The organism is Alkalihalophilus lindianensis (assembly GCF_032843265.1).
GTDB classification, from domain to species: Bacteria; Bacillota; Bacilli; order Bacillales; family Bacillaceae_D; genus Alkalihalophilus; species Alkalihalophilus lindianensis.
Map to the genome: position 1 here is coordinate 38,636 of NZ_JAWJBA010000002.1, position 16,246 is coordinate 54,881.

The following is a 16,246-nucleotide window of genomic DNA, read 5'->3' on the forward strand; positions in this document are numbered from 1 at the left end:
GGCATGAACCATATGTTATGGTTCATGCCTTTTTATGTTCAGTTTTCTATTTGGTATGGATTATCGTTGCTGTCTGCCTTCTGATACGTCACATATGTGTTTGCTATTATATCATGAATACTACGCTTATCTTTTCTAAGCCCTACCATAAAAGCAGATACAATGTAGGCAATTCCTAGTGTAATGACGTAAACAAAGCCCGCTACAAGTACTCTTAAAAGCATCGTACCAAATCCTACATTACTTCCATCCATTTTAACAATGCGAATGCCGCAGATTCTCTTTCCAATCGTGTAACCATACCACAATACTGGCAGAATCAATAGGTAACCTAATTGTACAATTGAATCAAAGATAAGCTGACCATTTTCTGAGAAATTTAAAATTGCTGCAATAATTATTCCTATTAACCCAAGCAAAAGACCATCTAAAATCGAAGCCCCAAAACGGATCCAAAATCCAGCTGGTTGATTAACCATGAGAATATCCCCTTTCAAGTCTGTAAATCAAACATTTTCCATTATACCATTAATTAAGCATCCTCTCTAACAATACCTCTATGTCAACATCAAACAAATAATAAGTTGACATAGAAGAATGTTCAGATTATTCTATTGTTAACTACACAACAACAAGAGGTGGACATATGTCAGGACGTACTCGTTATTTCAGCACAATTGAACTTGTATTAATTCCAATGTTTGCAGCTTTAATGGCTATTGGAGCCAATGTAACATCTTTTTTAGTAATTGGTGGGGTTCCTATAACCCTCCAAACTTTATTTGCCACTCTAGCCGGTGCCTTGCTTGGAAGCAGACGTGGAGCTCTTTCTATGCTTATCTATCTTCTTATTGGACTAGCTGGCTTTCCCGTATTTGCTCAATTCCGTGGTGGCTTAAGCTCACTCGTGAGCCCTACTTTTGGTTTCTTGATCTCATTTATTATTCTTGCTTTTGTAGTAGGTAAGATCATTGAAGCAAGTAGTAAAAAGTCTGTTTCAACCTTTATGATTGCCTGCTTTGTTGGCCTTACAATAAACTATGTATTCGGCACAAACTATATGTATTTTGCTTATCAATTCATCGCAGAACTTGATGCGATCACATACAGCATGGCTTGGGCATGGATGGTTACACCGTTGATTAAAGATATAATTCTCACTATTTTTGCCGCTGTATTAGCTTCAAGGATTTATCATACTGTTAATAAAAATTCCAATCCTCTTCAAAAAAAATTAGCTTCATAAAAGTTAAAACCCCCTCGACCTGAGGGGGTTTTAACGTCTTATAAGATCATTGCAGCAACCCATCCAAATATGAGAAGTGGAATATTAAAGTGTAAGAAAGTTGGTACACATGTATCCCAAATATGATTATGTTGCCCATCTGCATTTAAACCAGCTGTTGGTCCAAGCGTACTATCAGAAGCTGGCGCACCGGCATCACCAAGTGCCCCTGCTGTTCCAATTAAAGCAATAATAGCGAGCGGACTAAGGCCAACTGCTAGCCCTAGTGGAACGAATAATGTGGCGATGATTGGTACTGTGGAGAAAGATGAACCAATACCCATCGTAATGAACAAGCCAACGATAAGCATTAGAAGAGCTGCCACTCCCTTACTATCTCCTAAAATACCTGAAACTTGATCGACTAATAATTCAACATGACCTGTTTCACGAATCACAGCAGCAAATCCTGAAGCAGCAAGCATAACGAATCCGATGAAAGCCATCATCTTCATACCGTTTGTTACAACATCATCTGCTTCCTTCCATTTAAGCGCGCCACTCACTAGTAAGATTACAATTCCTGCTAACCCAGCGATAATCATTGAGTCAGAAATGCGTTGTACAACTAGTGTAGCAAGGACTGCTAGAATAGCAGCTGTTATAGACCATGTCGTATAAGGTGTTTGCTCAATCGCTTCTCCAATAATTGGACGATCCTCATAGCTACGACGTTTGCGGTACGTAACAAATACAGCGACGATTAAACCGAGAACAAGACCTGCTGTTGGAATCGCCATTGCCACTGGAATATCTCCAAGATCTATAGCAAGACCACTTTCAGCCATATTATCGGCAACAATTCCGTGGAAAATAGCACCGAAACCAAATGGTAAGAAGATATAAGGTGCCGTTAATCCAAATGTAATAATGGTGGCAATCGCTCGACGATCAACACCTAATCGATTAAGTACCTTTAAAATCGGTGGAATTAAAATCGGAATAAAAGCAATATGAATTGGAATTACATTTTGAGAGAAACAAGAAATGATTAGAATAGAAAAGAAAATAAAGACCTTAGATAAGACCTGTTTCTCTGTATCTCCCTCACGACCTACAAACTTTATCACTGTGTTTACCATGACATCTGGCAAACCTGTTCTTGCAATGGCTACAGCAAATGCACCAAGTAATGCATAACTCAATGCGACAGTTGCACTGCCTCCTAAACCATCACTAAACACCGCCACCGTTTGCTCAAGCCCAAGTCCCCCTACAAACCCACCAATTAATGCTCCAATGGTTAAGGCAAGGACTACATGCACACGCACTAAGCTTAAAACAAGCATGACGATGACCGCTATTAACACTGCATTCATCGTATTCAACCCCTAATCCTTTATCTAATTAAATCACTAATGAACTAAAACATACGTATACATTATCATTCTACTAATATCGTTGTCAATGCATTTCTTTCATGTGATAAAGCGATAAAGAAAAACACTCAGTCTATATCCTGAGTGCTGATCATTAATAGCGTAATTTCAATAAAATTTCTCTAATATCTTGGTCTGCCATAACGGTTTCTTTGTACCGTTGAGTGATCTTCGTTAATGCCACATCATGATAGAAAAATTCAGTAAAAAACTTAACCAAAGGTGGCGACTGTGTACGAATGGCTTGCCAGCTTGCTTCTTCAATACCTGCAAACACCATTTCTTTTTGATCAACAATTAAAATTCTACTTCTCTCTAATGTATTATGTTGTTGATCTGGAATTAAGGTAGAAACGGCGTGGATCGAAGTGTGTATTTCTCCAATCGCATGAATGGTTACCTCTACTCCCGCTTCATATTTCTCTTCTAAAGTAGATAGGTAATGTACAAGATCATCCGCCCAACCGGATATATAGATCGATTCCTGAGCTTTCTCAGATAACTCTAAGATCAGAGACTGAATCGATTGATTTTCTTTAAGCATCCAGACCCGATCATCGGTCGTTACTTCCTCCACTTCAATCTTCCGCAACTCCTCAATATTCGATTCAAAGTCCGCTTTTAATTTTTCAATCATTGATTCTAGTGGCAATGCGTTATAAAGCCGCTTTTTTTCTACAGTGGCTTCAAGTACCATTCCTTTTTCACTTAAGCGACGAAGCACTTCATATACTTTTGATCGTGGTACACCTGAACGCTTTACGATCGCTGTAGCATCTAAAGGTTGATTCACCGTGATCAGTGAGGTGTAAACTTGACTTTCATATTGTGTAAAACCAAATTGTTGGAGCATGATTGATTCCCCTTCTACCATCATTATGTTTATCATAGCACACTCAAATGCTCGATTAAATTTGTTCTTGTTTCTTTTCTTTTTTAATGTTACTCTTCTAGTGGTAACTATATAAAGAGGTGTTTTCATGGATAAACGAGTATACTTATTAACGATTGTTTCGTTCGTTGTTGGATTAGTAGAATTAATTTTAGGTGGGATTCTCGATTTAGTTGCTTTTGACTTAGGCGTGACTCTCGGCCAAGTTGGGATGCTTATTTCGATTTTCTCGCTTGTGTTTGCAATATTTGGGCCGATCTTATTAACCGCTACTGCAAAAGTGGAGAGAAAGAAGCTTACGTTAATTGCGTTAGTTGTCTTCTTTTTTGCCAACCTGCTCGCTGTGTTAAGTACAGGTTATATGATGTTACTTATCGCAAGAGTCATTTCCGCGATGAGTGGAGCATTATTAATTGCTTTATGTGTAACGATTGCTTCGAATATTGTTACAGAGCAATACCGAGCTCGAGCAATTGGAATTGTATTTATGGGGATTAGTGCTTCCTTAGTTCTAGGTGTCCCTGCAGGGCTGATGCTAGGAAACGCCTTTGGCTGGAGAGCACCATTTATTATGATTACAGCTTTAGCTGCCCTGTCCTTTATTGGCGTTTACTTCTTAATGGATCGCATCCAACCTAAGCCGGGTATCTCTATTAAGAAACAACTGCAAACATTAAAGAACCGAAAAATCTTATTGATTCAATTAACTTCATTTCTTTTTCTAGCTGGACATTTAACGTTATATGCTTATTTAACGCCATTTTTAAGGATGACGATGGGCATGGATGGCACGTGGATTAGTATCATGTACTTAATCTTTGGGGTTGCAGCAATTATTGGAGGTGGTGTCGGTGGTATGCTCTCTGACCGCTACGGTACAAAACCAACGATCGTCGCTGTCATTATCGCATTCGCGATTTCAATTTTCACGATCCCTTATACTACGTCCGTCCTTCCACTATTCCTTCTTGTGATGGTGATTTGGAGCATGTTAAGCTGGGCAATTACTCCAGCCATTCAAAGCTATTTGATTGAAACAGCTCCTGAAACATCTGATATTCAGCAAAGTCTGAATAACTCAGCTCTTCACTTTGGAATTGCCTTTGGTTCGATGATCGGTGGAATTGTCATTGAGCAATCGTCGGTCGAAATGAATGCCACTGTTGGAGGAGTGTTCGTTCTCCTTTCGTTAGGGGTCGTTGTGATGTCTATGAAGCGAAGAAAAGATAAGACAGTATCGACGACTGCAGCTTAGGCTAAACCATAAAAAACGAGCTACCTCCCAGGAGGTAGCTCGCTTCATTTTATAGCTGTAAACTCTTTAGCTTCACTATTTGTTATAAAGCCAAACACATTTATTGATTGGGGCATTAGAGGATGTTTTTGGATAAGCTCTATATTTTTCTTAATAATCTCTTTAATATCCTGCGGCCCAATTAACCACGTTTCTATATTTTTTTCTACAACTTTAATATAATCGAGTGTTTCGATCGTTTTTTCAGCGATCCCTGCATCACTAATTTTCTTTAAAAGATCTTTAGCATTAACAGCATATTCATGATTAGTTTCCTCACCTATTACATAAATTTCTTTTATATTTTCGTAGTAAGCTGCCATTATTATACTCCTAATTATACATCCATAAGGTTGAGAAATTAGACCTCCAAAAGTATTGATGATCATTAATTCTTCAGGCTTTCTCTTAGTTATTAATAGAATGGTTGGATCCAAATCCCCTTGTAGACTAGTGATGACTAACGCTTTTTTTTCTACCACTGTACGTTTCATCTTTCTGTTCCTCCTCTTATTGCATGAATTTAGCCATTTCAAAATAAATGGGTATTCCAACGATTAAGTTAAACGGGAAAGTAACGCCTAATGCCAAACCTAAATAGATAGAAGGGTTTGCATTTGGTACAGACGTTTTTAATGCTGCTGGAGCTGCAATATATGAAGCACTTCCTGCTAGTACCCCCATTAAGGTCGCACCTCCTAGAGAAAGGTCTATATAGGTCCCAACCAAAACTCCTAAAGACCCAAACAATAGTGGTGATAATAATCCAAATAAGAGTAATTTCACTCCATACTTCTTCACTTCAGGGATACGCTCTCCCGCTATTAACCCCATATTTAATAAAAATAAAATTAATACACTACCATATAAATCAATAAATAAAGGTTTCACCATTGGGATAGCCCCTTCGCCAAGTACAAGCCCTATTAATAAACTCCCAATTAACAATAAGATACTCTTTCCAAAGAGACTTTCTTTAATTACTTCTTTATCTATCCAAGGAGAAGACGAAATTATTCCCATACTTTGAGAAGGTGAAATACCTGCCAACTGCTTGTTCTTTTCTAGCACCTTTAGTAATATCAAGGATAGCAGGATGGCAGGACTTTCCATTAGAGCAACTAATGCATTCATGAATCCTTCATAAGGTGTGCCAATTTTGTCAAGGAAGGACACTGCCGCCCCGTACGTAACAATACTCACAGATCCATAAGTAGCTGCTAAACCAATTGAATTTTCTAAATCTAATTTGATAAAGCGTAAGATTAATAGGGTAAAAATCGGGATACTAAATCCTAAGAATAAAACCCCTATAATAGGGACAAACACCTCCTCAATCGAATACTTCGAAAGTTCAATCCCTCCTTTAATACCAATAGCAAGTAATAAATAAATACTTAACGCTTCACTTATCCCTTTTGGGAATTTCAGATCTGATTTACATATAGCTGCTATTATTCCTAAAAGGAAAAATAGAACTGCTGGTGATAATAAATTTCCGATAATGATCTCAGACATTAAAAATTCCTCCTTTCTTCCAATAAAAAAACCGACAATTTCAGAATCCATTTTAATGAATTCTAAAAGTTGTCGGTTTATCTTCAGCTACCAAGATAGGCTTCTAAAGACCTCCCATTCCTATAAATCTTTTCCCATCAATTTCTTTTCAAAGTTACCAAAAAGTTTGAAAACCATTACCCTCTCACCTGTAGTCGTACTAATATCCGTATGAAAACTCTTCACTTGTTCACCAGTGATTCTCAGAACAATTTCCATTAGCCCGTCTTTACCAGACTCAATTAAATGGGCTCTCAGTCTTTTTATCGATAACATTCCCTCTTTCGATTCACAAAGGGAATATTCCGCAGGAGTTAATATTCCAAGCAAGTTTACTATAATCATATCGCGCAAAATATCCGTCTTAACTGATACAGATCCTCGACCAAGATAATCTTTCTCCCATTGGGTCAAGGCTTTACTGATTTCTGCTTCAAGACCGCCCTTTGTTTTATTTTCCATAGTTCTCCCCTTTTCCTATAACAAAAAACGGTATATCCCTCAACTAGAATCACCTCTAGTTAAGAAATATACCGATTTATTTTATTTTTTCCTTCGCTATGTAAGAGTTACTTTTTCACTCAGCCAATAAATTGATTTATTAACTGCCTGCTAAAGTCCCTATCCTATTCGAAGTTAAAAACGAGAAATCTCTCGGCTATTTAATTATTCATATCTTACAGTTAATCAATAATCGTGTCAACATAATTTTCAAAAAACTTATTTAATTTTACAGCTGACTTTACTCAAGTGTTACAAAAAAGAAATAGCCAATATACACCTTATAAAAATGCCATAAGAGCTCCACCTAATGCTCCTGTTACTACGATGATCCATGGTGGAATCTTATAGTAGACAAGCATCGTAAACAATAGCGCAGCAAAAGCAAAATCGATTGATGATAAGATCGAGCTTATAAATATAGGTTGATAGAAAGCTGAGATCAAAATTCCAACTACAGCAGCATTTACACCCATTAACGCTCCTCTGACCTGATCATGACGACGCAATGCATCCCAGAACGGTAGGGCACCTAAAATAAGCAAAAACGCTGGTAAGAAAATCGCAACGGTAGCTAGCAATCCACCTTGCCAACCGTTCATTACCGCACCAAGATAAGCAGCAAATGTAAACAACGGCCCTGGCACGGCTTGAGCAGCCCCGTACCCTGCGAGGAAGGCCTCTTCGCTTACCCAACCTGTTGGCACGAATTCCCGTTCTAAAAGCGGTAACACAACATGGCCTCCACCAAAGACGAGTGACCCTGCACGGTAAAAACTATCAAACATCGCGACCCAGCCAACAGCTGTAACTTCTCGGAAAATCGGTAACACGATTAATAAACCAAAAAATAGCGTTAAACAGATGGTTGCAAAACGTTTACTGATCGGAAAAGTCATTTTGGCTACATCCACTTCTTGATGATCTTTATAAAGGATAAAGCCGATCAACGCAGCAACTAAAATCACTCCTACTTGAGTAAAAGCTGTTTGCCATAGAAGCGTCCCCATTAATGCAAGAAGGGCAATCGTCTTCCTTTTCACATCGGGAGTCAGATTTTTAGCCATACCTAAGATTGCATGGGCTACGACCACTACAGCCACAATCTTCAAGCCATGAATCCATCCAGCATCTCCTATATCAAAACTTTGTAGAAGCAAAGCAAACAAAATCAGCGCGATAACCGAAGGAAGAGTAAAGCCAATAAAAGAAACGATGCCGCCTATGACCCCAGCCCTCACTACCCCAATCCCAATACCGACCTGACTACTAGCTGGGCCAGGTAAAAATTGAGCAAGTGCAACAAGGTCTGCGTAACTTTTCTCATCCATCCATTTACGCTTTCTGACATATTCCTGATGGAAGTACCCTAAGTGTGCTACAGGACCACCAAAAGAGGTGAAACCTAATTTTGTGGAGATTAGTAATAATTCAAATAATGTTTTAAAATTCCATTGATTTCTCTGACTCATCTTTAACCCCTTTTCATGATCTAGTCAATATAAATGTAACACTATGTAAACCCTGTACTCAACCTCATCACTCAACCTTTACATTCTCTTAATATTGTCTATTTCTTTACTCCTTACCTTGTATCATTGTTTGGCAACAATTTGAGTGATAGGATATTCATATAATTATCTAACAAGTGAAAGGACATCCGAATGATCAAACGTAAACTTCAAGTAGCAAGCCTGACTATTTTTCTAGTGGTCTTAATCGGCTCATCTTACATCACTTCCTGGGAACAATTTAATGGCTTTTTTGAAGCATGGTATTTCGTTTCCTTATTTGCTATTTTAGGTATTCTTTTTTATCTCTTGCCAGTATCCATTCTTGCTGAAATGCTAACACGTCACATGACCAATTCAATAATACGTGGTTTCGTTTCTCTTTTCATTCACGTTGGACTCGTCGCTTTATTCGGACTATGGGATTCTTCTTTAGGGTATGTTGCCGTATTTGCCGCTTTAGCCTTTTTTATTATTGATGAACTAACGAGGGGCTTCATGGAGGTTACTCATTTCAAGAGGTTCATTCTTGTTTTTGCTGTTTTAGCAGCAGCTTCGACTATTAGTTTCATGATCGTTGGTTTCCTTTCCGTTCATTAATCAAAACGATAAAGAAGAAGCTAGGACATTAATGTCCTAGCTTCTTTGCTTATCACTTATTCATGCTCTGCAATTTCTTCAAGTAGAAGATCAAACATTTCGCGACCTTCGTCTCCAATGATTTCATCACGGAAGAAGTCACGAATTGGTAATTGAAGATCGCGGAACGCTTCACGTTCTTCTTCTGTTAATTCAATAACCTCTGTTGGGTTATCTGTATCATTAACAATCGAATCAAGTAACTCTTCATTTAACTGTTCTTGAATTTCAAACCCACGAGGACGCATTTCTTCTACCGTCTCATCTAGTGCCGTACGGATGTCATCTGGTAAATCATTATAGATACCAGGGTTAATCGTCACCATCGCAACATACGTATTGTGGTTTGAAATTGTCATATGATCTTGAACCTCATGGAAAGAAGCATCTTCAATGAAGAAGATAGGGTTTTCTTGTCCATCTACTACACCACGATCAAGTGATACATAAAGCTCTGACCAGCTAAGTGGGGATGGATCTGCACCATAAGCACCGTATGTTTCAAGCATTAAAGGAGAGCTCTGTGTACGCATTTTAAAGCCGTTAAAGTCATCCGGTGTACGAAGCTCACGGTTACCTGTCCATTGCATTGCACCCTCTGACATGAATGCAAGTGGCTTTAAGTTTTGTGCTTCATATAATTCTACTAAATGAGTGTTCAATGCTTCACTCGTATTAAAAATTTCTTGTGTCACTTCTTGATCATCTGGGAACAAGAATTGTAGAGAGAATACTTGACCTTCTGCCACAAGTCCGCCAGTAAAGCCTGGTGAAATGATTCCTAATTCAAACATTCCTTGCTGTACACCTTCAACTTGGTCAACTTCACTACCAAGTGATCCAAAATCATATACGTCGATATTAACTTGTCCATCCGTCTTTTCATTTAATAGCTCAGCAAATTCTTGAGCATATTCATACTGAACCTGCCCTTCAGTCTCCTCAACGACAAAGCGCCAGTCATAAGTCTCTCCATCTGCGCCACCCTCGTCTGAACTTGCATCGTCACTTCCACATGCAGCCAGTCCTAGAGTCAAAGCAGAAGCCATAGCAATCGATAGCACATTTCTCTTTTTAAAAAACATCAAATACCCCCTGTTTTTTTGTTCTATTTATGAAAGGATCATCACATAAACCGAAGTAGGAATAGCGATATATCCTCAAATAATATGATTAATATTGAAGCAATTAATAACATGATAATGTATGGCGGTGTTCCACGAATAACATCTAAGTATGACTTATTAAACACAGCACTCGCGGTAAAAATATCGACTCCAAATGGTGGTGTGGCTGAACCTAAGGCTGCTTGGAATACAATAACAACTCCTAAATGAATAGGGTCTACCCCTGCTTGAATAGCAACAGGATAAAAAATAGGAGTCAAAATCAAGATCACAACAATTGGATCAACAAACATACAACCGATAAAGAAGAAGATCGCCACAATCAGTAATACTTGTAAGGCTGTTGGATCAGCAGGAATAAAGGTCTCAGTTAACAGCCTAGGAATCCTAGCATAGGAGATCAGCCATGAAAATGCTTGACCTGCTGCTACTAAAATGAAGACCGCTGCCGTCACAAGTCCCGTTGATAAAGCAATCTTTGGAACATCAAAGATCTTAATCGAACGGAAAATAAGGACTTCTAAAATCAACGCATATAATACCGAAATTCCAGCTGCTTCGGTTGGACTAAAATAACCGAAATAGATCCCACCGACGATAATGACTGGAAATCCAAGTGGGAACAGGGCACGAACTGTTGTTTTCCCTCGATCTTTCCAACTCAATTTTTCACCTAGCGGAATATTGAAAATTCGGGCATGGATGTAGCTATAAATCGCAAACATCATGAAGATTAAAATACCAGGACCTATACCTGCGATAAATAGATCCCCGACAGATACGTTAGGTGCTGCTAATGCGTAAATAATCATGCCAATACTTGGCGGAATCAGCAGTGCAACATCACTTGCATTAATGATTAAAGCAATCGCACTTGAATCTTTGTAACCTACTGACAATAGGCGCTTTCTCATTGGTTTACCAATCGCTACTACCGTTGCTTGGGTAGAACCTGAAATAGACCCAAACAATGTACAAGCTGCGGCAGTGGTAATGGCATACCCTCCGCGAACATGACCCACAAACGAGCCTACAAAATCTAATAGCCGTTTCGATGTTTTTCCTGTTGACATAATGTCAGCTGCAAAGATAAACAACGGAACCGCTAATAGCACATAAGACGAGATTCCCTCCATCATTTGTTGAACTAAAAAAATAGGATCAACATTTGGCAGGAAGAAGATGATGACGACAACTGAAGCTGCAAGCATAGGGATCATCATTGGAAACCCAAGAGCTAATAAGACAATCATCACCGTTAACATTGTTGCTACCATGGCTATTCCTCACAATCTATTTGTATTGATTACGAGTAATCTTTTTTATCTTGAGCTAGATAGACTTCTTTTTCTTTAATATTAATCCACATATTACGTAAGAATTGAATACCACCTAATGTAAATCCAATCGGCAAGAAAATCGCCATCATGTACACAGGCATTTGCATCGAAGTTGTCACTCGACCTGTAGCATGTACAGATAAAAAGTATCCGTATGAATAAAAAGCTAAGATAAAAAGGATCACTGCTGTGACGGCTGGAATGAAGATGGCTAAACCTTTTCTAATGGGGTATGGCGCTAAATCAAAAAATGCAGACATGCTAATATGTCGGCCCTTTCTAGCAGCATAACTAATCCCAACAAACGTTGCGATTATGACAGCCATTTGGCTCACTTCATTGGCAAACGACCAACTACTCCCCATTATTGAACGACTTAACACATTTCCTACAACCATAACGGCAATGAGAATGATGGAATAACTTAAAATGTATTCCTCTAGCTTCATCAACCCGTAATCAAGTTTTCGTATGACGTTCAAGCACACATCCACTCCCCTCTGAATTCATTTGTAAAACCTTGAAAAAGAATAAAAAAGAATCACTTACTAAAAATCATACTGGAAACAACTTCCCATCACAAACGTGATATCTGCTTATATTCCTTGTTAAGAGAGTCTGAGATAGGATGAGGAAAGATATACCATATGAGCTGTCTATATGCTAAGCACATCGCCGAAATATTCGGATATTCAGTCATTCACCAAGTAAATTAGACCCATACATTTACATAGTGATGCGATATTTCATGAGATTAGTAGCAGATTAGCACTTCAATGCAAAAAGAGCATCCCTCATTTAGAAGGATGCTCAACTAATATTATTCTGTTTCTACTTCACGATTGAGTGCAAGCTGAGCAAGGGTACGAGCCATGACTCCTGTTCCCCCTAATGGGCAAAGGTTATGAGGCTTTGCGTTCCAAGCAGTTCCAGCAATATCTAGATGAACCCAAGGTGTTTCCCCTGCGAATTCTCCGATAAATAAGCCAGCTGTAATACTCCCTGCTAAACGTCCTGGAGCATTGTTTAAATCTGCCACATCACTTGATTTCAGCATATCACGATATGGTTTATAGTTTGGTAGGCGCCAAATCCACTCGCCTGTTTCAACGGAAGCTTCAAGTAACTCCTCCATCAAACTTTCATTATTTGTGATCGCACCCGTTGTACAGTCACCTAAAGCAATTAAAACTGCACCAGTTAGTGTCGCTACATCCACTAAACTTGTTGCCCCTAATTGCTTAGCATAAGCCACTCCATCAGCTAAAATAAGACGACCTTCCGCATCCGTATTACGCACTTCAATCGTCTTTCCATCCATTGCCCGTATCACATCACCTGGTTTAAGGGCCGAACCATTTAACATATTTTCTGAGGACGGAATGACCGCGAGTACATTTACATCTGGCTTGGTTTCTCCAATGATGTCCATCGCACCAAGGACAGCGGCAGCGCCCCCCATATCCATTTTCATCTGATGCATATTCTCACGTGGTTTAATCGAGATCCCACCTGAATCAAATGTTAAGCCTTTGCCGATAAACCCTAACACATCATCCCAAGTTTCTTTAGGTTGGTATTTTAAGACGATCATCTTAGGGGGCTCGTCACTCCCTGCTGCAACAGCTAGAAGGGCTCCCATCCCAAGTTTCTCCATGTCTTCTTTTTCAAGCACATCAATCTCAAAGCCATGCTTATCAGCAAGTTCTTTTGCCTCTTTAGCAAGTTCAGTTGGTGTTAATAAGTTCCCTGGTGTGTTAATTAATGCACGAGCACGATTTGCCCCTTTACCATAAGTATAGCCACATGTAGCCGCTTCCACTAATGCATCAGTTGAGTCCTCTGCGTAAAAAGTGACTTCTTCTAACTCAATATCGACTTGGTTCGTTTTTTCTTTGTAATCGGCTACTTTATATGTACTAAGAGCAAGTGATTCTCCGGCTAAAACGGCAAGATCTTCTATATGTGCAGCTTCAGATTGAAAGCTATCTAAACCGAAAGCAAGTGTTTTAGCGCGTTCTTCTGTTGCTTTTTTCCCTATAGCTCCAAATACTTCTCGTAAAGCTTCTGCATCTAACTCATTCTCCTTACCAAGTCCAACTACATAAATAACTTCGGTCTCCATTTGACCAAGCGTGTAAATAGGTGTAATAACTCCTCGCTTCGTTTGAAGTCGGCCGTTCTTCTTTAAACTAGAAAGCTGTTCCCCAACTAGCTCATCTACTTTCTTAGCTGTTCCCCCTAAAAGCTTCTTCTCAAAAGCGCCTATAGCAATAATATCGTGCTTTGATTCGCTAAGTAATGAAGTATTTACTTTAAACATGTCACACTCTCCTCTAATTTTTTAAAATGAATCGCTTTCTCTAGTATACATGATCCTCATACTATTTCGATATCCGAAGCATAACTTTCTATGTTCAGTAAGCAACGAATTGGGTATAGTATGGTATAATAAAATTCACTTGTAGTGAAGATTTTGCACGGTTTGATTCTTTTTTGGTGTTCGTGCTGATATAGAAAGGAAGTACATATTTATGGAGATTTTTCACAATTTTCCGCTTTGGGCAGCGCTATTTGCCATTTTCTTTGCTCAATTCATTAAGATTCCACTCGCATTCCTCCCAACTAGGAAGTTTGATTGGACTTTGTTTACGAGTACTGGAGGAATGCCAAGTTCTCATTCAGCAGCCGTAACGGCTCTTTCCACTGCTGTAGCAATAGAGCACGGAATGGATTCTACTATTTTTGCTGTTTGTGCTGTTTTCGGTATCATAGTGATGTTTGATGCGACAGGTGTACGCAGGCACGCAGGTTATCACGCCACAGTATTAAACCAACTTGTGACGGATTTTAATAAATTAGTATCAGAAGTAAAATCATGGCCTAAAAAAGAAGAGATTGAAAAGCGTAAAGAATTAAAAGAACTTCTAGGCCATCAGCCAATTGAAGTTTTCTTCGGTGGATTATTGGGGATTGCCTTAACGTTAATCCTTCACGCAATCATTCACTAAGCATATAAAACAAAGAGCCTTTTCTAAATAAGAAGGCTCTTTACCATATTTAGGAGGGTTCGTCATGCGTATCGTTTCAATATGTCCAAGTAATACGGAGCTTATCGCTTATTTAGGTTTAATAGACCAACTAGTAGGGGTGGATGATTTTTCAGATTGGCCAGAGCAAGTTCACACTCTCCCGAAACTCGGACCTGACCTATCCATCAATATGGATAAGCTCGAATCTCTTGAACCTGATCTCGTCCTTGCCTCACTCAGTGTGCCTGGAATGGAGAAAAACATTGAAGAACTAGAGCGACGAGGGATTCCTCACGTCGTTTACAACCCTCAATCATTAGCAGAGATTGCAGATGACTTGCTTGATCTAGGTCAAAGAGCAGGACAAGATGCGTTGGCAAATCATCTTGTTTCTTCTTATCACACGATGATTGAGCACTACAGAGAGATAGCTTCTACCACTACAACACAACGTCTCTATTGGGAGTGGTGGCCAAAACCTGTCTTCACTCCAGGTCAAGTAAATTGGCTTACTGAGATTAGTGCTTTAGCTGGTGGAGAAAATATCTTTATCGACAGAGCAGAAGCAAGTATTCAAACAGATTGGGATGATGTGTATAACCGAAATCCGGATCATATTTGTCTTGCTTGGGTCGGCGTTCAAACCAAAAAGGTAAAACCTGAACTCTTGTTAAAACGGCCTAACTGGTCAGAGTTATCCGCGATAAAAGAGAATCGCGTGCACGTCCTTGAAGAACCTCTCTATTGTCGTCCATCACCACGATTGTTGCTTGGCCTCAAGAAGCTAGCAGCGATTCTTCATCCCGAACATTTCCCAACTGACGACGGTGTTGATCCGCTCTTAAAAAGGGCTTAATCACAATAAAACCCTCGTAGCTACTTAAGCCACGAGGGTTTTATTATTCATATGATTTTTCATTTCGAAATACTTGAACCGCTTCATCTTCATTTAAACTCATAAATTCTTCAGGGGTAAGCTTACCATCGCCTCGCTCGATCACATACACATCTATTTCTTGCTTGCCCCACTTATTAAATACTTCATCGACTGTTTCATAGTATAAATCAATGATGTGGCCTTTGATCGCTGAACCTGTATCAGCTACCACCCCATAGCCATAACCTGGGATAAAAAGGACTGTACCAATCGGAAAAACAGTTGGGTCCGCAGCAATGGTAGAATACAAATCCCTATGTACCTCTACCCCAGAATAGGTAATCCCATATCCAGGGTGTCCTGGATTTTTACCCGTCGACTCATAGCCTGCTGTATATCCAGTAGCAACAACTCGCTCAGAAGGGTAAAGAGACCAATCGATCGCTTCTTCTAGCGAAACTGGCTCTGCTTTTACTGCCTCTATTGACATTGCTTGCTCTTCTCTTTGCATTGTCGGAATGGCCCGTTTAAATATGGTCATCCTCTTTTCAACATGCTGAATGGCTGTTCTCTTTAACTCCTGTGTGCCATAAGTCGCTTGCTCAGAGACCCACCGTCCCAGTTCAGCTGCTCCTACACCTGAGAATGTCTGAAACGTAGTTAGGAGTGCTGTGAAAAATAGAGTCGTCATCATAAGCCTACGAGCAATTTGTTTCCACGTATTCATAATCTCCTCCTCTCTTTGAGTCATCTTGTCCCAAAGAGAGGAAACTTATTCATATTTACCGTTATTATTAGATTCGTTTAGCCAA

General features: G+C 39.3%; 17 protein-coding genes. 5 read left to right on the top strand and 12 right to left on the bottom strand.

The annotated features are described in order from the left end of the window. Nucleotides 1-38 precede the first annotated feature (38 nt). Complete coding sequence (locus RYX56_RS06920) at nucleotides 39-479, bottom strand: RDD family protein (protein WP_317121359.1); 441 nt, start codon at nucleotides 477-479, stop codon at nucleotides 39-41. A gap of 167 nt (nucleotides 480-646) precedes the next feature. Between RYX56_RS06920 and RYX56_RS06925 the strand changes: the two genes are divergently transcribed. Continuing rightward, complete coding sequence (locus RYX56_RS06925; protein WP_317121360.1) at nucleotides 647-1,246, top strand: biotin transporter BioY; 600 nt, start codon at nucleotides 647-649, stop codon at nucleotides 1,244-1,246. A 38-nt stretch (nucleotides 1,247-1,284) separates the two neighbouring features. Here the strand turns inward: RYX56_RS06925 and RYX56_RS06930 are convergent, their stop codons facing one another. Both RYX56_RS06930 and RYX56_RS06935 read right to left on the bottom strand, forming a co-directional pair. After that, nucleotides 1,285-2,604 carry a Na+/H+ antiporter family protein gene (locus RYX56_RS06930; protein ID WP_317121361.1) on the bottom strand — a complete coding sequence of 440 codons (1,320 nt, stop codon included), beginning with the start codon at nucleotides 2,602-2,604 and terminating at the stop codon, nucleotides 1,285-1,287. Nucleotides 2,605-2,758: 154 nt separating this feature from the next. Next, nucleotides 2,759-3,517: a TrmB family transcriptional regulator gene (locus tag RYX56_RS06935; RefSeq protein ID WP_317121362.1), complete on the bottom strand. Its 759-nt coding sequence runs from the start codon at nucleotides 3,515-3,517 to the stop codon at nucleotides 2,759-2,761. Between the two features lie 127 nt (nucleotides 3,518-3,644). On the opposite strand from RYX56_RS06935, the gene RYX56_RS06940 reads away from it, so the two are divergent. Continuing rightward, nucleotides 3,645-4,811 carry an MFS transporter gene (locus RYX56_RS06940; RefSeq protein WP_317121363.1) on the top strand — a complete coding sequence of 389 codons (1,167 nt, stop codon included), beginning with the start codon at nucleotides 3,645-3,647 and terminating at the stop codon, nucleotides 4,809-4,811. 44 nt (nucleotides 4,812-4,855) lie between these two features. Here the strand turns inward: RYX56_RS06940 and RYX56_RS06945 are convergent, their stop codons facing one another. From RYX56_RS06945 to chrA, 4 genes are all read right to left on the bottom strand, one after another. After that, a complete protein-coding gene (locus RYX56_RS06945) occupies nucleotides 4,856-5,344 on the bottom strand; it encodes a carbonic anhydrase (protein ID WP_317121364.1) in 489 nt (162 codons plus the stop codon). Between the two features lie 16 nt (nucleotides 5,345-5,360). Then, the gene (locus RYX56_RS06950; protein WP_317121365.1) at nucleotides 5,361-6,368 is read right to left on the bottom strand and encodes a sodium-dependent bicarbonate transport family permease; all 1,008 of its coding nucleotides are present in this window, start codon (nucleotides 6,366-6,368) and stop codon (nucleotides 5,361-5,363) included. A gap of 120 nt (nucleotides 6,369-6,488) precedes the next feature. After that, entirely contained in the window at nucleotides 6,489-6,869 is a 381-nt protein-coding gene (locus RYX56_RS06955; protein ID WP_317121366.1) for a Na-translocating system protein MpsC family protein, read from the bottom strand. Between the two features lie 320 nt (nucleotides 6,870-7,189). Beyond that, on the bottom strand, nucleotides 7,190-8,380 hold the full coding sequence (gene chrA / locus RYX56_RS06960; RefSeq protein ID WP_317121367.1) for a chromate efflux transporter: 1,191 nt from the start codon (nucleotides 8,378-8,380) through the stop codon (nucleotides 7,190-7,192). Between the two features lie 192 nt (nucleotides 8,381-8,572). Between chrA and RYX56_RS06965 the strand changes: the two genes are divergently transcribed. Then, complete coding sequence (locus RYX56_RS06965) at nucleotides 8,573-9,019, top strand: hypothetical protein (RefSeq protein ID WP_317121368.1); 447 nt, start codon at nucleotides 8,573-8,575, stop codon at nucleotides 9,017-9,019. Nucleotides 9,020-9,075: 56 nt separating this feature from the next. Here the strand turns inward: RYX56_RS06965 and dctP are convergent, their stop codons facing one another. From dctP to RYX56_RS06985, 4 genes are all read right to left on the bottom strand, one after another. Continuing rightward, nucleotides 9,076-10,143, bottom strand: a complete 1,068-nt coding sequence (dctP, locus tag RYX56_RS06970) for a TRAP transporter substrate-binding protein DctP (protein ID WP_317121369.1) — start codon at nucleotides 10,141-10,143, stop codon at nucleotides 9,076-9,078. 41 nt (nucleotides 10,144-10,184) lie between these two features. After that, nucleotides 10,185-11,462, bottom strand: a complete 1,278-nt coding sequence (locus tag RYX56_RS06975) for a TRAP transporter large permease (protein ID WP_317121370.1) — start codon at nucleotides 11,460-11,462, stop codon at nucleotides 10,185-10,187. 29 nt (nucleotides 11,463-11,491) lie between these two features. After that, nucleotides 11,492-12,007 (bottom strand): TRAP transporter small permease, encoded by a 516-nt coding sequence (locus RYX56_RS06980; protein ID WP_439108467.1) that lies wholly within the window; start codon nucleotides 12,005-12,007, stop codon nucleotides 11,492-11,494. 338 nt (nucleotides 12,008-12,345) lie between these two features. Next, nucleotides 12,346-13,848: a leucyl aminopeptidase gene (locus tag RYX56_RS06985; RefSeq protein WP_317121372.1), complete on the bottom strand. Its 1,503-nt coding sequence runs from the start codon at nucleotides 13,846-13,848 to the stop codon at nucleotides 12,346-12,348. Nucleotides 13,849-14,059: 211 nt separating this feature from the next. On the opposite strand from RYX56_RS06985, the gene RYX56_RS06990 reads away from it, so the two are divergent. Together RYX56_RS06990 and RYX56_RS06995 are read left to right on the top strand one after the other, a co-directional pair. Then, complete coding sequence (locus tag RYX56_RS06990) at nucleotides 14,060-14,536, top strand: divergent PAP2 family protein (RefSeq protein ID WP_317121373.1); 477 nt, start codon at nucleotides 14,060-14,062, stop codon at nucleotides 14,534-14,536. A gap of 64 nt (nucleotides 14,537-14,600) precedes the next feature. Next, the gene (locus RYX56_RS06995) at nucleotides 14,601-15,413 is read left to right on the top strand and encodes a cobalamin-binding protein (protein ID WP_317121374.1); all 813 of its coding nucleotides are present in this window, start codon (nucleotides 14,601-14,603) and stop codon (nucleotides 15,411-15,413) included. Between the two features lie 43 nt (nucleotides 15,414-15,456). On the opposite strand, the gene spsC is transcribed toward RYX56_RS06995, so the two are convergent. After that, nucleotides 15,457-16,161, bottom strand: coding sequence for a stationary phase survival protein SpsC (gene spsC, locus RYX56_RS07000; protein ID WP_317121375.1), 705 nt, complete (start codon nucleotides 16,159-16,161; stop codon nucleotides 15,457-15,459). Between the last annotated feature and the right edge of the window lie 85 nt (nucleotides 16,162-16,246).